General features: G+C 55.0%; 23 protein-coding genes. 13 read left to right on the top strand and 10 right to left on the bottom strand.

Annotated features, from left to right (window positions below):
- Positions 1-17: 17 nt before the first annotated feature.
- The 5 genes from sirB1 to hemA are packed head-to-tail and all read right to left on the bottom strand — an operon-like array spanning position 18 to position 4,446.
- Positions 18-827, bottom strand: coding sequence for an invasion regulator SirB1 (sirB1, locus tag DW56_RS03600; RefSeq protein ID WP_024552831.1), 810 nt, complete (start codon positions 825-827; stop codon positions 18-20).
- The gene (locus DW56_RS03595) at positions 824-1,219 is read right to left on the bottom strand and encodes a SirB2 family protein (protein WP_024552832.1); all 396 of its coding nucleotides are present in this window, start codon (positions 1,217-1,219) and stop codon (positions 824-826) included. Before DW56_RS03595 ends, sirB1 begins: the two co-directional genes overlap by 4 nt.
- 19 nt (positions 1,220-1,238) lie before the next feature.
- Positions 1,239-2,069: a peptide chain release factor N(5)-glutamine methyltransferase gene (prmC, locus tag DW56_RS03590; RefSeq protein ID WP_029697434.1), complete on the bottom strand. Its 831-nt coding sequence runs from the start codon at positions 2,067-2,069 to the stop codon at positions 1,239-1,241.
- Entirely contained in the window at positions 2,069-3,151 is a 1,083-nt protein-coding gene (gene prfA / locus DW56_RS03585) for a peptide chain release factor 1 (protein ID WP_024562132.1), read from the bottom strand. The genes prmC and prfA overlap by 1 nt, the downstream gene beginning before the upstream one ends.
- 38 nt (positions 3,152-3,189) lie before the next feature.
- Positions 3,190-4,446: a glutamyl-tRNA reductase gene (hemA, locus tag DW56_RS03580; RefSeq protein WP_024562131.1), complete on the bottom strand. Its 1,257-nt coding sequence runs from the start codon at positions 4,444-4,446 to the stop codon at positions 3,190-3,192.
- 201 nt (positions 4,447-4,647) lie between these two features.
- Between hemA and lolB the strand changes: the two genes are divergently transcribed.
- The 4 genes from lolB (at position 4,648) to dauA (ending at position 8,999) form a co-directional block, all read left to right on the top strand.
- Complete coding sequence (gene lolB, locus DW56_RS03575) at positions 4,648-5,271, top strand: lipoprotein insertase outer membrane protein LolB (protein ID WP_024553866.1); 624 nt, start codon at positions 4,648-4,650, stop codon at positions 5,269-5,271.
- Positions 5,271-6,137, top strand: coding sequence for a 4-(cytidine 5'-diphospho)-2-C-methyl-D-erythritol kinase (ispE, locus tag DW56_RS03570; protein ID WP_024553865.1), 867 nt, complete (start codon positions 5,271-5,273; stop codon positions 6,135-6,137). The genes lolB and ispE overlap by 1 nt, the downstream gene beginning before the upstream one ends.
- A 114-nt stretch (positions 6,138-6,251) precedes the next feature.
- Positions 6,252-7,199: a ribose-phosphate diphosphokinase gene (gene prs, locus DW56_RS03565; RefSeq protein ID WP_024553864.1), complete on the top strand. Its 948-nt coding sequence runs from the start codon at positions 6,252-6,254 to the stop codon at positions 7,197-7,199.
- A gap of 120 nt (positions 7,200-7,319) precedes the next feature.
- Positions 7,320-8,999, top strand: coding sequence for a C4-dicarboxylic acid transporter DauA (gene dauA, locus DW56_RS03560; RefSeq protein WP_024553863.1), 1,680 nt, complete (start codon positions 7,320-7,322; stop codon positions 8,997-8,999).
- 10 nt (positions 9,000-9,009) lie between these two features.
- Here dauA and DW56_RS03555 read toward each other — a convergent pair whose 3' ends face one another.
- Together DW56_RS03555 and ychH are read right to left on the bottom strand one after the other, a co-directional pair.
- Positions 9,010-10,050 carry a MerR family transcriptional regulator gene (locus DW56_RS03555; RefSeq protein WP_024553862.1) on the bottom strand — a complete coding sequence of 347 codons (1,041 nt, stop codon included), beginning with the start codon at positions 10,048-10,050 and terminating at the stop codon, positions 9,010-9,012.
- Between the two features lie 125 nt (positions 10,051-10,175).
- Positions 10,176-10,451, bottom strand: coding sequence for a stress-induced protein YchH (ychH, locus tag DW56_RS03550; RefSeq protein ID WP_024553861.1), 276 nt, complete (start codon positions 10,449-10,451; stop codon positions 10,176-10,178).
- 273 nt (positions 10,452-10,724) lie between these two features.
- On the opposite strand from ychH, the gene pth reads away from it, so the two are divergent.
- The 8 genes from pth (at position 10,725) to DW56_RS03515 (ending at position 16,811) form a co-directional block, all read left to right on the top strand.
- On the top strand, positions 10,725-11,309 hold the full coding sequence (pth, locus tag DW56_RS03545; RefSeq protein ID WP_024553860.1) for an aminoacyl-tRNA hydrolase: 585 nt from the start codon (positions 10,725-10,727) through the stop codon (positions 11,307-11,309).
- A 139-nt stretch (positions 11,310-11,448) separates the two neighbouring features.
- Entirely contained in the window at positions 11,449-12,540 is a 1,092-nt protein-coding gene (ychF, locus tag DW56_RS03540; protein WP_024553859.1) for a redox-regulated ATPase YchF, read from the top strand.
- 350 nt (positions 12,541-12,890) lie between these two features.
- Positions 12,891-13,103 carry a hypothetical protein gene (locus DW56_RS03535; RefSeq protein WP_024553858.1) on the top strand — a complete coding sequence of 71 codons (213 nt, stop codon included), beginning with the start codon at positions 12,891-12,893 and terminating at the stop codon, positions 13,101-13,103.
- 295 nt (positions 13,104-13,398) lie between these two features.
- Complete coding sequence (locus DW56_RS21245) at positions 13,399-13,833, top strand: GNAT family N-acetyltransferase (RefSeq protein ID WP_071789795.1); 435 nt, start codon at positions 13,399-13,401, stop codon at positions 13,831-13,833.
- Between the two features lie 3 nt (positions 13,834-13,836).
- Positions 13,837-14,265: a GNAT family N-acetyltransferase gene (locus tag DW56_RS03530; protein ID WP_024553857.1), complete on the top strand. Its 429-nt coding sequence runs from the start codon at positions 13,837-13,839 to the stop codon at positions 14,263-14,265.
- Positions 14,266-14,504: 239 nt separating this feature from the next.
- Positions 14,505-14,864 carry an anti-adapter protein IraM gene (gene iraM / locus DW56_RS03525; protein WP_024553856.1) on the top strand — a complete coding sequence of 120 codons (360 nt, stop codon included), beginning with the start codon at positions 14,505-14,507 and terminating at the stop codon, positions 14,862-14,864.
- A 140-nt stretch (positions 14,865-15,004) separates the two neighbouring features.
- Positions 15,005-15,781: an isocitrate lyase/PEP mutase family protein gene (locus DW56_RS03520; protein WP_024553855.1), complete on the top strand. Its 777-nt coding sequence runs from the start codon at positions 15,005-15,007 to the stop codon at positions 15,779-15,781.
- Complete coding sequence (locus DW56_RS03515; protein ID WP_024553854.1) at positions 15,765-16,811, top strand: bifunctional transcriptional activator/DNA repair enzyme AdaA; 1,047 nt, start codon at positions 15,765-15,767, stop codon at positions 16,809-16,811. Before DW56_RS03520 ends, DW56_RS03515 begins: the two co-directional genes overlap by 17 nt.
- A 196-nt stretch (positions 16,812-17,007) precedes the next feature.
- Here the strand turns inward: DW56_RS03515 and DW56_RS03510 are convergent, their stop codons facing one another.
- The 3 genes from DW56_RS03510 to DW56_RS22295 form a co-directional block, all read right to left on the bottom strand.
- Positions 17,008-17,805 carry a DUF3750 domain-containing protein gene (locus DW56_RS03510; protein WP_029589730.1) on the bottom strand — a complete coding sequence of 266 codons (798 nt, stop codon included), beginning with the start codon at positions 17,803-17,805 and terminating at the stop codon, positions 17,008-17,010.
- 83 nt (positions 17,806-17,888) lie between these two features.
- Positions 17,889-18,635, bottom strand: coding sequence for a phage antirepressor KilAC domain-containing protein (locus DW56_RS03505; protein ID WP_024552265.1), 747 nt, complete (start codon positions 18,633-18,635; stop codon positions 17,889-17,891).
- A gap of 279 nt (positions 18,636-18,914) precedes the next feature.
- Positions 18,915-19,256, bottom strand: a complete 342-nt coding sequence (locus DW56_RS22295) for a hypothetical protein (protein ID WP_152976856.1) — start codon at positions 19,254-19,256, stop codon at positions 18,915-18,917.
- Positions 19,257-19,352: 96 nt separating this feature from the next.
- Here DW56_RS22295 and proP point away from each other — a divergent pair, with 96 nt between their 5' ends.
- The gene (gene proP, locus DW56_RS03500; protein WP_024552264.1) at positions 19,353-20,837 is read left to right on the top strand and encodes a glycine betaine/L-proline transporter ProP; all 1,485 of its coding nucleotides are present in this window, start codon (positions 19,353-19,355) and stop codon (positions 20,835-20,837) included.
- Positions 20,838-20,847: the final 10 nt, after the last annotated feature.

Raw genomic sequence — 20,847 nt, 5'->3', positions numbered from 1 at the left:
GGTAAACGGTTTGCTTATCAGTGCAGCGTGATCTGCTTATGCGAAATCGAGTTGATTTGCGCGCGGATCATTTCGCTAATCGGGTCTTCCGGGCACTGCTCAACAAAATAGCTCAGGTCGTTAAGCGCGACATGTTCGCAATCCAGCTGCGCGTAGATAAGCCCGCGATCGCGGATCTCATACGGATCTTCCGGATTAAATTGCAGCAGCGCCTCGCTGGTGCGCAGGGCAAGCTCCATCTGGCTCTCTTCCATCAGCGCGGATTTCAGTGTGTCCAGCAGCTTGCGGATGACCTCGGCGTTTTCTGATTCCTCTAAATCGTCGACGTAAAGTTCGGCCACCGGATTCACATTACCCTTGAGCCACACCTCAAGCGTGTGCTCATCCAGCGTTTCCCCGTTGAAGGGGTTAATCAGCCACATTTCGCCATCCATCCAGTCGGCGCGTAAAATCAGCTGCGTCGGAAAAATCACCGGCGTCAGCGGGATCTCCAGCCGGTCGGCTATCCAGAGTAAAATAGCCCCCAGCGACACCGCGCTGCCCTGACGGTTTTTCAGCACTTTATCCAGCCAGAGCGCGTCGGAGAGGCGGTAAACGCCGCGCGCGTCGGAAAACCCCCATTCGCCGTAAAACAGCTCAAGCAAACGCTCAAGCTGCGTATCCTGATGGAGCCCTTCGCAAATCTCTTCCCGCGCCAGGCTAACCAGCGCGTCAAGCTGTTGATAAACTTCCTGATCCGGGAAATCATCACGGATCAGTTGTGATACCAGCACCATGCCGTCGCACAGCGGTGCTTTGTTAAATTCGAAATCGGCCAACGACTTCATATCAACCCCAATAACGGTATTTTCGTGGTGGCAAGTCTAATGATGATGTAAAGCACCACCAGCCCCAGCAGAAACGCAATCCAGCGCGTTTGCTGGCTTCGCGGGCGTCGACCCAGCGCGATAAACCCTAAAGCGATGTAGATGATAACGCCAAAGAGCTTTTCCGTCAGCCATGCGCCTTGCGGCGTGAAGGGATAAAAGTGCGTTATGAGCACTAACGCAACACCGCTCGCCAGCAAAACAGTGTCATTAACATGCGGAACGATACGCACCCAGCGCTTCGTCGACATGGCTGAGCCACGATATTGCCAGACGTAGCGTAAAACAAACAGGCTGATGGAGATAACCACCGTCAGGATATGAAGATGCTTCAGTGCAAAATAAGCCGCCATGGCTGTATTACTCCTGTTTTTATCGAAATTGTCCCAGAGTCAGGCGCTCGTTGCCGCCATAATCCCGGCAGGTTTCCACCGCATGATAACCCGCTTCGTTAAAAAGCTCCCGTACCGCTTCACCCTGACGCCAGCCGTGCTCTAACAATAGCCAGCCTTGCGGCGCAAGAAAGCGGCGCGCCTCGAAAATTAACGTTCTGAGATCCGCCAGCCCCTTTTCGTCAGCCACCAGCGCGCTGCGAGGCTCAAACCGCACGTCCCCCTGGGCAAGATGCGGATCGTCCTCGTCAATATAAGGCGGGTTGCTGACAATAAGCGTAAAGCGCTCTTCTTTTAAGGCGCTAAACCAGTCGCTTTGCAACACAGTAACATTGCGAATGGCGAGATTTTGCGCATTGCGGCGCGCCAGTTCAACGGCTTGCGGCACCACGTCCAGCGCCGTGACATGGCAATCTGGCCGTTCGCTTGCGAGCGCCAGCGCAATGGCGCCGGTGCCTGTGCCTAAATCAAGAATTTGCCCTGCCCCGGCAGGAAGGCGCGCCAGCGCCTGTTCTACAAGGCATTCCGTGTCCGGCCGGGGGATTAGCGTAGCGGGAGAGACATAAAGCGGCAGCGACCAGAACTCGCGCACGCCAGTCAGGTGCGCTACCGGCTCGCCCTGCGAACGGCGCGCAAGCAAGGTTTCCAGCTTTTGCGTTTCTTCATCGCTGAGCATCGTTTCGCCAAAGGCGAGAATGAAAGTGCGGGGTTTGCCGGTCACCAGACCAAGCAGGATCTCCGCGTCCCGGCGCGGAGATTCGCTTTGCGATAAGCGCGCAATGGCCTGCTTAAGCCAGTGCTGATAGTCCATTATTCCTGCTCGGCCAGCGCAGCCAGCTGGTCCGCCTGGTGTTCCTGAATAATAGGCTCGATGAGCGCGTCCAGCTTGCCTTCCATCACTTCATCAAGACGATAAAGCGTGAGGTTGATGCGGTGATCGGTCACGCGCCCCTGCGGGAAGTTATAGGTACGGTTGCGATCGGAGCGGTCGCCGCTGCCAAGCAGGTTGCGGCGGGTGGAGGCTTCCGCCTGCTGGCGCTTCGCCATTTCTGCGGCATGAATGCGCGCGCCCAGCACCGCCAGCGCTTTGGCTTTGTTTTTATGCTGCGAGCGCTCGTCCTGGCATTCCACCACAATGCCGGTCGGCAAGTGGGTAATACGGATGGCGGAGTCGGTGGTGTTAACGTGCTGGCCGCCCGCGCCGGAGGAGCGGAAGGTATCGATGCGCAGGTCCGCCGGGTTGATGTCCGGCAGTTCCGCTTCCGGTAACTCCGGCATCACTGCCACGGTGCAGGCGGAAGTATGAATACGCCCCTGGGATTCCGTCGCCGGTACGCGCTGTACGCGATGCCCGCCCGATTCAAACTTCAGCCGTCCGTAAACGCCCTCGCCGCTGATTTTCGCGATCACTTCTTTATAGCCGCCATGTTCGCCTTCGTTAGCGCTCATGATCTCCACGCGCCAGCGGCGCGCTTCTGCATAACGGCTGTACATACGGAACAGATCGCCTGCGAAAAGCGCCGCTTCGTCGCCGCCGGTGCCGGCGCGAACTTCAACAAAGGCGTTGCGCTCATCATCCGGATCTTTAGGCAGCAGCAGGACCTGAAGCTGCTGCTCCAGCTCTTCGCTGCGGCTTTTGGCTTCACGCAGCTCTTCCTGCGCCATGTCGCGCATTTCCGGGTCTTCAAGCAGGCTTTCCGCAGTTTGCAGATCGTCCTGAACCTGTTGCCACTGTAAAAAACAGCGAGAAACATCGCTCAACTGGGCATATTCACGGGAAAGCGCGCGAAAGCGATCCTGGTCGGCGATAGTGCTCGCGTCACCCAGAAGCGCCTGAACTTCTTCATGGCGCTCCTGCAAGGCTTCCAGTTTGGCAACGATAGAAGGCTTCATAGGCGGTAGTTCACCTTTTGTAATAAATATGTGTGGCGCTACTCCAGCCCGAGGCTGTTGCGCAGAATATGCAGGCGTTCGTCGTCCCCGTCACGGGCGGCCTGCTGAAGAGATTTGGTTGGCGCGTGGATAAGGCGGTTGGTCAGTTTTCTCGCTAAATCCTGCATGATAGATTCGGCGTCGCCGCCCTGTTGCAGCGCGGCCAGGGCTTTCGCGGTGAGTTCTTCCCTCACCTGCTCCGCCTGGCTACGGTATTCACGAATGGTCGCGCTGGCGCTTTGCGCGCGCAGCCAGGCCATAAATTCGTGCGCTTCCTGTTCGACTATGGACTCTGCCTCAACCGCGGCGGCTTTGCGCTGCGCAAGGTTGTGCTGAATGATAGATTGCAGGTCGTCAACGCTGTACAGGTAGGCGTTGGCGAGTTTGCCTACTTCCGGCTCAACATCGCGCGGTACGGCGATATCCACCAGCAGCATCGGCTGATTGCGGCGGGCTTTGAGGGCGCGCTCCACCATGCCTTTGCCGATAACAGGCAGCGGGCTGGCGGTAGAACTGATGATAATATCGGCCTCTTTCAGGCGCTCATCGATATCCGCAAGGTTGATCACTTCCGCATCAACTTCATCCGCCAGGCGCTGGGCGCGCTCGCGGGTGCGGTTTGCGATAATCATCTTCTTCACGCCATGCTCGCGAAGATGACGGGCTACCAGTTCAATGGTTTCTCCCGCGCCCACCAGCAACACGGTCACGCTCGACAGGGATTCGAAAATCTGGCGCGCCAGCGTACAGGCGGCGAAAGCGACGGAAACGGCGCTGGCGCCGATATCGGTTTCGGTACGCACGCGTTTGGCCACCGAGAATGATTTCTGGAACATACGTTCCAGTTCGCTGGCTTTTGCATGGCCGCGCTGAGAATCAGCAAACGCCTTTTTCACCTGCCCAAGGATTTGCGGTTCGCCGAGAACTAATGAATCCAGCCCGCTGGCAACGCGCATTAAGTGGCTGACAGCAGCGTTATCATGATGCCAGTAGAGGCTGTTGCGCACTTCCTCTTCGTTAAGGTTGTGATAGTCGCACAGCCAGCGCACCAGACGGTCGTGAAGATTCTCTTGCTCTTCCACGCTCAGATAGAGCTCCGTGCGGTTGCACGTTGAGAGCACTACGCCTCCCTGCACCATTGGCTGCGCGAGCAGGCTTTCCAGCGCCTGGTCGAGCGTATCCGGCGAAAACGTAACGCGTTCTCGCAGCGAAACCGGAGCCGTTTTGTGGTTGATGCCGAGTGCTAAAAGGGTCATGTGAGCGGGAATAGTACCAGCGTTGATAAGGTTTGACTTCGCGCATCATACAGGATGCGTAAGGTCAATAAAAGAGAACCGCCTCTTTTGGAGTAATAGTTAATTTCATGATTTAAGACAACTTGAACGTAGACGCTATTGCACGCGGACGCTAGCATGAAAGGTTATAACCCCAACACGCATCAAGGATTTGACGTCGATATGCCTATTTCATCTCTGCGCTTTTTGCGTCTTTTGCCGCTGGCAAGCCTCGTTCTTACCGCCTGCGCCGTTAACGCGCCGAAAGGCCCGGGCAAAAGCCCCGACTCTCCTCAATGGCAGCAGCACCAGCAGCAAGTGCGCGGTTTAAGCCAGTACCAGACTCGCGGCGCGTTTGCTTATTTGTCTGACGAGCAGAAGGTTTATGCGCGCTTTTTCTGGCAGCAGACCGGCCAGGATCGCTACCGCCTGTTGTTAACCAACCCGCTCGGCAGCACGGAAATGGAGCTGAATGCCCAGCCGGGCGCCGTGCAACTGGTGGATAACAAAGGCCAGCGCTACACCGCCACCGATGCCGAAGAGATGATTGCCAAACTGACCGGCATGCCCATTCCCATCAACAGCCTGCGCCAGTGGATCCTCGGCCTGCCGGGCGACGCCACCGACTATAAACTGGATAACCAGTACCGCCTGAGCGAAGTGAACTACACGCAAAACGGCAAAACCTGGCATGTGGTTTACGGCGGCTACGACAGTAAAACGCAACCTGCTTTGCCTTCGAATCTGGAACTGACGCAGGGCGACCAGCGCATCAAGTTGAAAATGGATAACTGGATCGTTAAATGATGACCCGTTGGCCTTCGCCGGCAAAGCTGAACCTTTTTCTTTATATCACTGGCCGTCGCGACGACGGCTACCATAACCTGCAAACGCTGTTTCAGTTCGTTAATTACGGCGACACCGTGCTTATTACTCCGCGTAATGACGGCGAACTGCGGCTGACGACGCCCATTGCCGGCGTGCCTGATGAAGATAACCTTATCGTGCGCGCAGCGCGTCTGCTGGCGCAGCGCGCCCGTGAAACGAACCGTCTGCCGGCAGGCGCCGGGGCCGATTTAGGGGTAGAAAAACGGTTGCCCATGGGTGGCGGGTTGGGCGGCGGCTCTTCCAATGCGGCGACGGTATTAGTCGCGCTGAATCATCTGTGGCAAACCGGATTAAGTGAAGATGAACTGGCTGAACTGGGCGTTCGGTTAGGCGCGGACGTGCCGGTCTTTGTACGTGGTCACGCCGCCTTCGCCGAAGGGGTGGGCGAAGTCTTAACGCCCGTTTCGCCGCCGGAAAAGTGGTACCTGGTCGCACACCCGGGGGTAAGCATTCCCACGCCGGTTATCTTTAAAGATCCTGATTTGCCACGCAACACGCCCGTCAGGTCAATTGAAACGTTACTAAATTGTGAATTCAGCAATGATTGCGAGCTTATCGCAAGAAAACGTTTTCGCGAGGTTGATGCCGCGCTTTCCTGGCTGTTAGAATACGCGCCGTCGCGCCTGACAGGCACTGGCGCTTGCGTGTTTGCTGAATTTAACACCGAGTCCGCTGCCCGTAAGGTGCTTGAGCAAGCCCCGGAGTGGCTGCGCGGTTTCGTTGCGCAAGGCGTCAATATTTCGCCGCTACAGCAAACCATTTCCGGGCAAGCTGAGCCATGGTGACAACGTCACCTTCGTTCCAGACGTTGCGCCACGCTCTTTAAATACACCGCCTGGATGGCGTTTATCGCCGCGTAGTCGCCATCCACCACTGGACGCATGCCTGAGGTTCTTCTCGTGCCTGATATGAAGCTTTTTGCTGGTAACGCCACCCCGGAACTAGCACAACGTATTGCCAACCGCCTGTACACTTCCCTCGGCGACGCTGCCGTCGGTCGCTTTAGCGACGGTGAAGTCAGCGTACAAATTAATGAAAATGTACGCGGTGGTGATATTTTCATCATCCAGTCCACCTGTGCCCCTACCAACGACAACCTGATGGAACTCGTTGTAATGGTTGATGCGCTGCGCCGTGCTTCCGCAGGCCGCATCACCGCTGTTATCCCCTACTTTGGCTATGCCCGTCAGGACCGTCGCGTGCGTTCCGCCCGCGTGCCGATCACCGCAAAAGTGGTGGCGGATTTCCTGTCGAGCGTTGGGGTTGACCGCGTACTTACCGTGGATCTGCACGCAGAACAAATTCAGGGCTTCTTCGACGTGCCGGTAGACAACGTTTTCGGCAGCCCGATTCTGCTGGAAGACATGCTGCAACAGAATCTGGACAACCCGATTGTGGTTTCCCCGGATATCGGCGGCGTGGTTCGCGCCCGCGCTATCGCTAAACTGCTTAACGACACCGACATGGCTATCATCGACAAACGTCGCCCGCGTGCGAACGTTTCTCAGGTGATGCATATCATCGGTGACGTCGCAGGCCGTGATTGCGTGCTGGTAGACGACATGATCGACACCGGCGGCACCCTGTGCAAAGCAGCGGAAGCGCTGAAAGAGCGCGGCGCGAAACGCGTTTTCGCCTATGCAACGCACCCTATCTTCTCCGGCAACGCGGTTAGCAACCTGCGCAACTCCGTTATCGACGAAGTTGTGGTTTGCGATACCATTCCGCTGGCTGAAGAGATCAAAGCGCTGCCGAACGTACGTACGCTGACCCTCTCTGGCATGCTGGCCGAAGCGATTCGTCGTATCAGCAACGAAGAATCTATCTCTGCTATGTTCGAGCATTAATCGGACAAGGCTGAAAAACCCGCTGCGGCGGGTTTTTTTGTTTTTGTAAACCATTTGTATGACTTATGCCTCCTTCATTTTTCATAACCGTGAAAAATGATGTGCTCCCGGATGAAGATTGTGAAAACCCTGTTCTCTTCACAGATAATGCCTTTCCGCGCGCTGGTGGATGCCTGCTGGCGCGAAAAATATACCCTTTCGCGTTTCTCCCGCGATCTGATTGCGGGCGTAACGGTCGGGATCATTGCCATTCCGCTTGCCATGGCGCTGGCCATCGGCAGCGGCGTGCCCCCGCAGTATGGCCTCTATACCTCGGCGATTGCCGGCATGGTGATTGCGCTAAGCGGCGGCTCGCGTTTCAGCGTTTCCGGCCCGACCGCGGCTTTTGTGGTCATTCTCTACCCCGTCGCCCAGCAGTTCGGCCTGGCGGGGTTGTTAATGGCGACGCTGCTTTCCGGCCTGTTTCTGGTGCTTTTTGGTCTGGCGCGGTTCGGCAGGCTGATTGAGTACATTCCGCTTTCCGTTACGCTGGGTTTCACCTCCGGTATTGGCATTACCATCGCTACCATGCAGATTAAGGATTTCCTTGGTCTGGAAATGGCGCACGTACCGGAACATTACCTGCAAAAGGTGGGCGCGCTGGCGATGGCGCTGCCAACGCTGAATGTCGGCGACGCGGCAATCGGCATTGTGACGCTGGCGGTGCTGATCCTGTGGCCCCGCCTGGGTATTCGTCTGCCGGGACACCTTCCTGCCCTGCTGGCTGGCTGCGCGGTCATGGGCGTGGCAAACCTGCTGGGCGCGGAGGTCGCGACTATCGGCTCGCGCTTCCATTATGTGCTGGCCGACGGCGCCCAGGGCAACGGCATTCCGCCGCTTCTGCCGCAACTGGTTCTGCCGTGGAACCTGCCTGGCTTAACCTTCACGCTAAGCTGGGATTCCTTGCAGGCGCTGCTGCCCGCCGCCTTTTCGATGGCGATGCTGGGAGCGATTGAATCCCTGCTTTGCGCCGTGGTGCTTGATGGCATGACCGGCACCAAACATAACGCTAACAGCGAGTTGATAGGCCAGGGGTTCGGCAACCTCGTCGCGCCTTTCTTTGGCGGCATTACCGCCACCGCGGCCATTGCCCGCTCTGCTGCTAACGTGCGCGCCGGGGCAACATCCCCCGTTTCTGCGGTTATTCACTCGCTGCTGGTTATTCTGGCTCTGCTGGCGCTGGCGCCACTGCTCTCCTGGCTGCCGCTTTCCGCCATGGCGGCGCTGCTGCTGATGGTGGCGTGGAACATGAGCGAAGCGCATAAAGTGGTCAACCTGCTCCGACACGCGCCGCATGACGATATTATCGTTATGCTCATTTGCATGTCGCTGACGGTGCTGTTTGATATGGTCATCGCGATTAGCGTTGGCATTGTGCTGGCCTCGCTGCTGTTTATGCGCCGCGTGGCGCGCATGACGCGTGCAGCGCCATTACCTGTTGCTGTAGCGGATGACATCCTGGCTGTGCGGGTGACCGGGCCGCTCTTTTTCGCCGCGGCGGAAGGGGTTTTCAGCCCGCTATTGCAACAGGCTGAAGGAAAACGGGCAGTGGTAATGCAGTGGGACGCAGTGCCGGTGCTGGATGCTGGCGGGCTGGATGCTCTGCAACGTTTTATCGAACGTCTGCCGTCGGGCTGCGAGCTGCGTATCTGCAATCTGGAGTTTCAGCCTTTACGCACCCTGGCGCGTGCGGGCATGAAGCCCATCCCTGGGCGCCTTGCTTTTTTCCCGGATCAGGCCAGCGCGTTAGCTGATCTTTAATTGCCCTTTGTTAGCGAGCTGATGCATTGCTCTGCATCAGCGCCGCTATCGCCTGCTGCAACCAGCCGAGTACCTCCGGGGTCATCCATGTGCCGACGGAAAGCGCAGGCTCTTTGCTCATCGCTTCGCGAAATTTGCTATGGGTTTGCGGATTATTTCCGGCAAAAGAGGTGAAAAGCTCAAGCCAGTTCGCCGCAAGGCGTTTCCCTTCGTCGCCTGAAGGCGCTACCCCTTGCGCCTGCGCCGCGTGCAGTTTTGCCACCAGGGGCGGCCACTCTGTCATACGGTCAAAATAGTGGGCGCGAGTGTAAGCGTACTCTTGCGGGTTCAGGTAGCGCTGGTAAATCGCGAGTTTTGATTCGGCAAAAGCCCGCGTTACATAATCCACTATATCGGGCGTGATGCCGGTTTGCGCCTGCATCTGCGGCTCTTTCGCATGCATTTCATTCAGACGCGTCAGGAAATCGGGCTTGCCGGCGGTGTCGCGCTCCAGCAATGTCATCCAGCGGACCGCCAGCTCCTGCGCCTGCTGCGCTTCGGCAGGGATATTTTGATCCATCAACCGCTTAACCTCGCAAACCATTCCCGCCCATTCGCTTTCCCGCGCCGGATCTTTTCTGGCGAAGGGCAGCGCTTCCAGTTCTGCTTTGCTGAACCAACGATCGTACATTTTCATCAACTCCAGTGTAATTAGCCATTCAGAGAGATTCGGTTCCCGGCCCGCATGAATATCGTTTCGTAATGCCTGCAACCTTTCACGCAGCGTCGTCATGCGCGAAATCTGGCTGTCCAGCATAGCGATTTGCTGCCCGATAATGTCGCTCAGGCCGACCGAATGGCTCTCTATACAGACCCGCACTTCAGCAAGGCTTAACCCCATCTGAGTCAACGCCTGGATGGTGTGCAAGCGTTCAACGTCCCGGGCGTTATAAAGCCGGTAACCTGCTTCGGTGCGGGCCGAAGGCAATAACAGACCCTGCGACTCGTAGTGGTGTAGCGTGCGAACGGTGATCCCGGCCCGTCGGGCCAGTTCGCCTACCTGAATTAACATCCTGTCGCATCTCCTGTTTTGCTGCTTCATGGCGAAGTGTGATGTCTTACGTAACGTGAGGGTCAAGCTGCAAGCATAAAAAAAACGGCCTCTTTGCAGAAGCCGTTTTCTCTCATGCCTGAAGGTTAATTCTGGCGGTGCTGGTTACGCTGGCAACGTTTATCGAAATGCCTTACCCACCAGTAGCGGTCGCAAACCTGTTCATGCCCGCCTACGCGCGCGCCCGCAAGCCACAATACAGCGCCAACGAAAATGCTCAGTACCGCGCCATGGGCGAAAAACTGCGGCAGTTGCAACTGCGGGAGCTGGTTAAGAATGGAATAGGCCACGCCGACAACCATTACCACGAGCCCCAACCCCATCAGAAAATTACCGAGCAATGAAGCGTTTTTGCGTCTCATAAGTCACCTCCGGGTAAATGGGTTGATGGGGAATGCCCCCTCTCCTTGTGTGTAAAGTATAGGTAACGCTTATAGATTGCCGTTGCGGGACAGGTCACAATTCCGGATATATTTGCCACAAAACTTTACAAATAAGGTACTGATCAAATTGAAATTCTAATTATTACAACACGGAATTATTCAGTTTCAGTCGTATGGCCTGTTGCGCTTTGTGATTTTACAGGCGTCACAGTACACTACGGCGCGAATTTAGCGCTTTTCAGGAACAATAACGTGACGATTAAACTGATTGTCGGCCTGGCGAACCCGGGCGCCGAGTATGCGGCAACGCGCCATAACGCCGGAGCCTGGTATACAGATTTGCTGGCGGAGCGCCACCGCGCGCCTTTGAAAGAAGAAGCCAAATTTTTCGGCTATACCTCGCGTCTGACTCTGGCGGGCAATGATGTCCGCCTGCTGGTACCGACGACTTTTATGAACCTGAGCGGCAAAGCGGTGGCGGCAATGGCCACCTTTTATCGCATTGCGCCGGATGAAATCCTGGTGGCGCATGATGAACTCGACCTGCCGCCGGGCGTAGCGAAGTTCAAGCTGGGCGGCGGTCACGGCGGCCATAACGGGCTTAAAGATATTATCAGCAAGCTGGGCAATAACCCTGGCTTTCACCGCTTACGCATCGGAATTGGCCATCCGGGCGATAAAAACAAAGTTGTGGGCTTTGTACTGGGCAAACCGCCCGTTAGCGAGCAGAAGCTGATTGATGACGCCATCGACGAAGCGGCGCGTTGCACCGAGGTCTGGCTTCAGGATGGGTTAACCAAAGCCACTAACCGTCTGCACACTTTTAAAGCGCAATAAAAGGCATTTTACCGCGCTGTGGGCTGATTTCTCCGCCCGTTGGCGCGCTGTTACGTGTATAATAGGCGAAGTTCGTTCTGTTTCATCATTGGGTTATTAGCAACCCCCTGATTATCAAGATATTAAGGTGATTTAAACCATGGGATTCAAATGCGGTATCGTCGGCTTGCCGAACGTCGGTAAATCCACCCTGTTCAATGCGCTGACCAAAGCGGGAATCGAGGCAGCTAACTTCCCGTTCTGTACCATTGAGCCGAACACCGGCGTCGTTCCTATGCCCGATCCGCGTCTGGACAAGCTCGCGGAAATCGTTAAGCCTCAGCGCATCCTGCCGACTACCATGGAATTTGTGGATATCGCAGGCCTGGTAAAAGGCGCTTCTAAAGGCGAAGGCCTTGGCAACCAGTTCCTCACCAACATCCGTGAAACCGAAGCTATCGGTCACGTGGTGCGCTGCTTTGAAAATGACAATATTATCCACGTTTCCGGCAAAGTGGACCCGGCGGAAGATATTGACACCATCAATACCGAGCTGGCGCTGGCGGACCTTGATACCTGCGAGCGCGCCATTCACCGCATTTCTAAAAAAGCGAAAGGCGGCGATAAAGACGCGAAAGCAGAGCTGGCGGTACTGGAAAAATGTCTGCCGCAGCTTGAGAACGCCGGCATGCTGCGCGCGCTGAATCTCAGCAAAGAAGAGAAAGAGCTGGTGCGTTACCTGAGCTTCCTCACGCTGAAGCCGACCATGTATATCGCGAACGTCAACGAAGACGGTTTCGAGAACAACCCTTACCTGGACAAAGTGCGCGAAATCGCGCAAGCGGAAGGCTCTGTGGTCGTGCCGGTATGCGCAGCCGTTGAAGCCGATATCGCTGAACTGGACGACGAAGAGCGCGACGAGTTTATGCAGGAGCTGGGTCTGGAAGAGCCGGGCCTGAACCGCGTCATTCGCGCAGGCTATGCCTTGCTGAACCTGCAAACCTACTTCACCGCGGGCGTGAAAGAAGTTCGCGCATGGACCATCCCGGTCGGCGCCACTGCGCCGCAGGCGGCTGGTAAAATCCATACCGACTTCGAAAAAGGCTTTATCCGCGCCCAGACTATCGCCTATGAAGATTTCATCGCCTACAAAGGCGAGCAAGGCGCGAAAGAAGCAGGCAAAATGCGTGCGGAAGGCAAAGATTACATCGTTAAAGATGGCGATGTGATGAACTTCCTGTTCAACGTCTAAATAAAACGTGTTGTCTCATGAGGTTTAAATAATCTCAGAGATGCCATAAAAGCTTATAAAATCCACGCTTTTGCGTGGATTTTTCTTTTTATCCTGTCCTAACAGGCCTTCTCCTGCCCCTGAATCTAAGCCATGAAGAGGGTTAATCAATAATCCAGGAGCCGAAGATTTTTTAACCCTGGGCCGCTATGCCTGCTTATTGCTGATATCGACTTCAGATAAAACCCATTAACGCTTCGTTTCCCACCCGCTATGCTTCTTTTAACCTGTCAGATTAGACCGGGCTAACGCGTTTATTTACGCCGCCGGCCAGACAGCAAACAGCAGATTCGATCGCCGGAGGAACCAGAATGGATATCGTTTTTCCGCACGCTGCGGATGAAATTAATGTTGTTATAGGACGGGCGGTGTCATCTTTAATTGCATCAGGAAAGTCTGTGGACGCAGGCAACATACTGGAGCAGCTTAAGCAGTCTGAAAAAATGGCAGTCGATGGCATGAAGGCGGTTTACGCATCGGCCATTCAAATCGTCGCCGCCAGCCTGCCCGCCCTCGCGGGTTAAGCGGTGATTTAACAGGCGCGCATTCTTAGCGCCGTTTGCAAAAAACGCGCGGCGGGCTGGACTGAAGCCTGCTTATATCTATGGCCCTGCGCTTTCAGGTGAAAAGCCTGATGTCGGCAATTATCATCTGATAATCACCGCTATGGCGTATGTAATAAAACTATCAATATTCGTAGCTGTTTCATTTCATACGCTTGTCTATAGTGTGGGCAGGGGATCGCGGGTAAGCACGCTCCTGCTCCATCGCTGCAAGGATGCTTTAGCCTGAAAATGAACCGGATAAGCCAGCTAATAAATGTCCCTCATACCTAAAGCTACCGTTGCAGACGCGCCTGTTATTGCCACGCTTTTTGATGCGCTGGGTTATCCAGGTACGAAAGATTTTATCCATGACAAAATTCTTCAACTTACTTGCCACCCTGATGAGCATTTACTCGTTTGTGCAGAAGAGCAGACCGTTATCGGCGTCATCTCGCTGCATTTTATCCCCCAACTTGCGCTACGCGGTGATTTCTGCCGAATAAACTATTTTTGCGTTGATTCACAGCAACGCGGAAAAGGCACCGGAAAATTACTTAAGAAATATGCCGCCCGCCTTGCGAAAGAAAAAGGGTGCGACCGTCTTGAAGTACATTGCCATTCCCGCCGGACAGACGCCCATCGTTTTTATTCCAGGCAGGGATATACTGAATCACAAATATATTTCGTGAAAACGTTAAGCAGGAATTAAATAATGATTACAACACGTATAGCTGAAGAAAAAGATGCCCCGCAGTTGGTTAATTTATTTTTGCAGCTTGGGTACTCCACCAGCGCGATAAAACTGGCTACCCTGCTTAAAGATAATGACGCTTTCAGAAAGACGCTTGTTGCCGAAGCTGAAGGTAAAATTAATGGCGTTATTGTGTTTCATTTTGTTTTACCCATTCATGAAGATAACGCCTGGTGCGTAATATCCGCTCTGGTTGTTGATGGATCAGCTCGCGGCGCAGGGGTCGGCGAGAGATTGCTTGCGCAAGCCGAGCAGCAGGCCGGGAGCATGGGCTGTAGCCAGATAGAGCTTTCAAGCAGCGAGCGCAGAGAGCGAGCCCATCAGTTCTATCAAAAAAATGGTTATCAGGAAGTAAGAAAGCGCTTCGTGAAGAAATTAATTGTTGAATAATTTTTTACGTACCGGGCGACGCCCTGACATATTGATCAACAAATAACTAAAGCCCTTTTACATTTTTCATAAATTACTTACCGCTTCCAAACAAATATTAGGTTTTATAAAAGTAATAAAAGCTTTTTTTGCTTATCTTGCATATGGCAACCCCTAATGCTATTTTTTATCCACAATGGATGAATTTTAGGAAAAAGCCAAGACGCGCGCGTCTGGCGAGCAATACGCAAGGAAAGAATATGGAATGGAAGATTATTGATTCACTGGCCTGCCCCTCAACCGGCACTGCATTTTCAATTGCTACTTCTTCGAAAGATATCAAACTTATACTTTGGTATAAAGACAGCTACTTCTTAAGGCCAGGCAATATAATATCCACACAAAACCCGGAAATGCTGATTAATGGTAAGCCGCGGGATCTTAAAATTATTCATGCTTTTCCTTATGACTCCCAGCTGTGGACGTCAATCCTGCATAAAACCGACTGCCCGGGAAATATCAAAGCGTTTCATCAACCCTGCGCGAACAAAAGGGGATGTCTTTTTAAACTCTGCCCCTATGGTATGAAGCTCTATACACCTGAAAGTGTTGAGGTTTAGCGGGAGCGTGCGCCCGTTTCGCTCAGTGCTGAGGCAACCTGCGCTGGCAACAGAGTAAAAAAATGGTCGTCCGATTTTCGGTTGTCGGGCTTTTGTCGAATGCTCTAGATTCGTCCTCAAGCCCTTTCAAGGAGATGACCATGCACTTCGCTGAGCTTCACCATCAAACACCCCCCCTGCTTATTGCCAACGTCTGGGATGCGGCAAGCGCTGTCGCGGCGCGCAAAGCGGGTTACCAGGCCGCAGGCACGTCAAGTGCGGCGATTGCCGCAATGTTAGGTTACGAAGATGGCGAAGCCCTCGCTTTTGAGGAGTTGCTTTATATCGTTACCCGCATTAAAGCTGTCAGTAACCTGCCATTAAGCGTTGATGTGGAAGCCGGATTTGGCAGAACGCCCGCGCAAATCGCCGCACATCTGACATCTCTTGCCCGGCTTGGTGTTGCTGGCATAAACCTGGAAGACAGCAAAGTGATTAACGGCGTCAGGCAGCTTGCTGATGCGCACGAATTTGCCTCGACATTAAAAGCGGTTCGCCGTGCGCTGGACGAAGCGGGCTATTGCTTATTCTTTAACATCCGTACCGATACTTACCTGCTAAACCATGAGCAGGCATTGCAGGAAACGCTGTTACGCGGTCGGCTTTATCAGGCAGCTGGCGCTGATGGGCTTTTTGTTCCCTGCCTCACGTCAGAACAAGAGATGGCGGTGATCGCCAGAGAAATAGCCCTGCCGCTGAACGTCATGTGTATGCCTGGCCTTGCGGCTTTCGGAAAACTAAAAAACGCGGGCGTCAGCCGTATTTCAATGGGGAACTTCGTTCATTCGGCGATGCAATCGAAGCTTGAAGCGCTCATGTTCGCTATTCAGTCGCAACAGTCATTTGCAGGAGTTTTTGTTGATGAAAGTTCTCGATAATGACCTGTGCAACATCTGGTATCAGGCCTTGCTTGAACGCGCTTCAGACTATACGGGCGTGTTTTTTGTTGGGGTCAAAACGACCGGCGTATTTTGTATTTCGGTTTGTCGGGCGCGAAAGCCGAAGCGTGAAAACGTGGAGTTCTACAGAGATGTTAAAGCTGCTCTGGATGCGGGTTTTCGCGCCTGCAAGGTATGCAGGCCCACTGAAAATGCGCACAGCGCGCCGTTATTTGTTGAACAGGCGCTTGAACTGGTGCGGGCGCATCCTGAAACACGAATAAGCGATGCAGCGCTGCGAAAGCAGGACATCAGCCCCGAACGGGTGCGCCGGTGGTTTTTGCAACATCACGGGATTACCTTCCAGGCTTATCAGCGTATGCAGCGGGTGAATATTGCCCTTCAGGCGTTGAAAGGCGGACGAACCGCCACCGATGTCGCTTTCGATAATGGCTATGAATCGCTCAGCGGTTTTGGTTACGCTTTTAAGCAGCTCACGGGCGTCGCGCCAACGGAACAGACGCAGGTTATTGTCATTCACCGCTTTACCACCACGCTCGGGCCAATGTTTGTCTGCGCGACGGAACGTGGCGTCTGCCTGCTGGAATTTACCGACCGACGTATGCTCGAGACTGAATTTCGTGACCTCCAGCGCTTACTCAATGCCCGGATCATGTCAGGGGAAAATAGCCATACCCGGCAGGCGGAAAAAGAAATTAACGAATATTTTTGCGGCACGCGCCGGGAGTTTGAGCTCATGCTTGATACCCCGGGCAGTGAATTTCAACGCGCCGTCTGGCAAGCGCTGCGGGATGTCCCTTATGGCCGCACGTCGCATTATCAGGCCCTTGCCGCGCAGCTTGGGAAGCCCGGTGCGGTACGCGCGGTAGCCGCAGCCAATGGTGCAAACCGAATCGCTATTGTGATCCCCTGTCACAGGATCATCGGCAAAGATGGCGCGATGACCGGTTATGGCGGCGGCATTGCGCGTAAAGAATGGCTAATTGAACACGAACGCAAACAGCGCTGAACGCGCGTTGCAAAACGGCGGCGGGCAGCGAAGAGCCAGGTTAGCGGCTCAGCCGGTAAGCGCGGTGACACAACAGGCAAACCCGACCGGATAAACCCGCCATGCAGACGCACGCGCAGGTAGATGTCATCCGTGCGTGGCGAGGGTTCAGGCGAAAAAAATCCACGCAAGCGCGTGGATTTTTGTTTTCTCTGATTCAGCTAATTTCATCGCCCGGACCGGGCGGATTGTTCTTTTGCAGGTTGTCGCGTCCCAGGCCGCCGATAAACGGCAGGCGCAAACGCAGCGGCGTGAAATCGAGCCCCACGTTCAGCCCCAGCAGGTTAACTTCCACGCCCTCTTCCGCGCCCAGCGTCACGCCAGCCACGCCGAGCACCGAAACCTGCACGCCGCGCCCGGATGGCGGCAGGCCAACCGGGTTCAGCAGCGAGCGGAAATCTTTCCCCACCGCGTTAGCTGGCATGTCGAGCTTCAGCGCGGGCACCTCGCGCCCAATATGCGCAATAAACGTGTTGCTGTTTGGGCCAGGCCAGGCGCGATAGCTGTCAGGCCACGGATACGAGGCGATGGCCGCCTCAATCTGCGGGATCATCGCCTGCGCTGCCGGCCCGCGGTGTTCCACCAGCAGGCGAGGTTTAGCGCCGTACCAGTAGCCATCCGGCGTATTGCGGTTGCGGCGCACTTTTTCGCCCGCTCCCCAGCTAATCACCTCGTAGCGGTTATAGTCTGTCTCGCCCGCGCGTTTAAAGATGATCCACGGATGCACCGCCACCACCCCCTTCCAGCCCCAGGTCGGTGCAGCATAAACCTGCACGATGGCGAGGCGGCTGTTTTTCCGGGCGTCCGGCGCAAGGCCTGCGGAATCGCGCCGGGCAGACCACCATCCGCCCTGCTCGGTTGAATCCCGCTGGTGCATCGCCTGGGCGAGGCTCGCTGCCAGGGAAAGCAAAATGATGCAAAAAAAGCTCAGACAAACAATTTTTATTGAGGTCATAACAGCCTGTGTTAAGAAGCGAAAATCCACGCCGTGGCGTGGATTTCTTTTGTGGCGATACCGCAGAAGGGTTTACGGATGGGTTAAAACCAGCCTGGCCCCTGCGCCAGCTCTTTACGCTCTGGCATTCTGGGCTCTGCGGGACGGGATGACAAGTGCCCCGCCCAGAGACCGGCAATCCACTTAACGCCGCGTGCCGTGAAGCGCGCCTGCGAGTAAGTGTGGCGGTTTTCGCCCATGCCGCCGTGCACGGTAAAATAACCTGCCTGAATGTGATGCTGGGCGGGCATCAGCGCGCCATTCGCCCGCTGCATAATGTTGCGCTCCAGCAGGAACTGGCGGAACTCCGGCTCTTTCGCCTTCAGCATTTTGCATAGCTGGCGAAAGCCCAACGACTCATCAACCTGAATGTAGGAGTCAAAAAACTCCGCCTTTGGGGCGGCAAGGGCCAGCTGCTCTTCCGCCTGTTTGCGTTTTTCATACTCTTCCGCCCAGGCGCGCGCCGCCGCTGCCGGGTTTGTGAAGTCCGGCAGAACGATTTGCTTTTCGCGCTCCTGCCAGCGGTCAAGCATTTCTGCGGTATAGCCTGGCGATATGCGCGCAACGGTCAGCAGCGAGTCTCGTTTATTCAGCAAAAACTCTTGCAGCATCTCCCCTTCGCGCTCATAAAGGCTGGTCGTGACCGGCTGCGAAAGGCGCTGCGCCGTTTCCAGACTTTTGACCATACGCTTCACTTCGCCGTGGGTTACCCCCATCAGCTTAGCGATTTCGCGGCTGCTCATCGTCGCCGACTGATCCTGAGGATTGAGATTCTCTAAAGCAATAACCATAGCTTTCACCACTCACTTCACTGACACTAATACCAGTTAAACTGAAGAAATAGTAAACAATCCCTGTTTAAATATCCAGTAGATTTTTTAATCACCTGTGATCTATTTTTTGCGCGAATGGTTATTGGATGAAACTTTTCGTTATCTCACTGAATTTTAATAAATAATTTTTGTTTGGCCTGTATCGTGCTGAAAAAGCGAGGCGGCAGAGGATTTCATCGCGCTGCGCAAAACCTGCCGCGCCGCTGCGTTTATTGAAGCAAGCAGGAGGGTGCGTGGTTAACGCAGGCAGGCTTCCAGGGTGTCGCTTTCAGCTACGATTTCGCGGCCAAAAACAGCGCGGCGAAACACTTTTGTACAAAAAAAGCGGGCCGCAGCGACTGCCCGCGTCTCATTCCCGGCAACAGTGGATTTACCTGATTTCCAGCGCTTATTGACAAATAATTGACAATTATTCGGTGAGGCTCCCGTTAAGCAGGCAGATATTTTGCAGGCGGCCTGCCAGGCCGGATAGTTTTTTATGGACAAAAACAATGAAAAGGTAGTTTTTAACACTGCAAAGTTGCACAGGGATGGCATTTTATTTAAGGTATTGCCCGGCGCCTTTGTGCGACCGGTCACAATTTTTAGCCTCTTATAGCTTTCTTTTCCTCTTTGATACGAACGTTACGGCTGCGAAAGCTATAAGATCGCTTCATTCGTATTCATGGGGAGTCTATGAGCACCAGAACGATCTCGACCAATCAACAAACTCACACAACCGCCACGGCAAAACCAGGCGAATTAACTGTAGACGATATCACCGTAATCGACAGCAAATTGCTCAAACGCGCCGTCGGCGCCGCTGCGCTTGGCAACGCAATGGAGTGGTTCGACTTCGGCGTATACAGCTATCTGGCCGTGATTATCGGCAAAGTCTTTTTTCCGGACGCCAGCGCCACCGCGCAGCTTATCGCCTCTTTCGGCACCTTCGCCGCCGCGTTCCTGGTGCGTCCCATCGGCGGGTTGGTCTTTGGCCCGCTCGGCGACCGCTTCGGTCGCCAGAAGATCCTTGCCCTGACGATGATAATGATGTCAGTGGGCACTTTCTGCATCGGTCTTATCCCGGACTACGGCAGCATCGGCATCATGGCGCCGGTACTGCTGTTAATTGCCCGTCTGGTTCAGGGCTTTTCCACCGGCGGCGAATATGGCGGCGCGGCGACCTTCATTGCTGAATACTCCACCGATAAACGCCGCGGTTTTATGGGCAGCTTTCTTGAGTTCGGCACCCTGGGCGGTTACCTGCTGGGCGCGACGCTGGTTACGGTGATGATCGCCACCATTCCGGCGCAGGCGATGCTGGACTGGGGCTGGCGCGTGCCGTTCTTCCTGGCCGCACCCCTGGGGCTGTTCGGGCTTTATATTCGCCTGAAGCTTGAAGAGACGCCGGCGTTTAAAGAACACATGGACAAACAGGAGGCGCTTGAGCACAGCAAGCCGCGCCTGAGCCTGTGGCAGATGCTGAATAAGTACAAAAAGCAGATGCTGAAATGCATCGGCCTGGTGCTGATTTTTAACGTTTCCAACTACATGCTGACCTCTTACATGCCAAGCTACCTGACAGGCGTGTTGGGCCTGAGCGAACTGACAGGGCTGCTGCTGGTAATGGTGGTGATGTTCGTGATGATGCCGCTGACGCTGATGTGGGGCCACTGGACTGACCGCATCGGCCGTCGTCCGGTGATTGGTCTTGGCGCGGTGGGGTTAATCGTGCTCGCGGTGCCCTGCTTTATGCTGATTGGCTCCGGCAACATGTGGGCGGTTTTCGCCGGTCTGGTGGTGCTCGGTTTCCTGCACACCTGCTTTAGCGGCACCATGCCCGCCACCCTGCCGGCGCTGTTCGTAACGGATATCCGCTACAGCGCGCTGGCGATTGGCTTTAATCTGTCTGTATCGTTGTTTGGCGGCACTACGCCGCTGGTTACCGCCTGGCTTGTCGACACCACGCATAATGTGATGATGCCTGCTTACTATATGATGGGCGCGGGCGTAATCGGCCTTATTACGGTGCTGACGCTTCGTGAAACGGCGCGTAAGCCGCTGAGCGGTTCTTCGCCTGCTGTGGCGTCGCGCGCGGAAGCGCACCGCCTGATCGATAAACTGCGCCGCCAGCACGGGCGCAAGCAACAGCAGCAAACGCCGCAGACCGTCTCAGGTTAAGCGTAATGAG

This window comes from Franconibacter helveticus LMG 23732 (assembly GCF_000463115.2).
Lineage (GTDB): Bacteria > Pseudomonadota > Gammaproteobacteria > Enterobacterales > Enterobacteriaceae > Franconibacter > Franconibacter helveticus.
The sequence above is the reverse complement of the archived record's forward strand: the minus strand, read 5'-3'. Positions and strand labels throughout refer to the sequence as shown.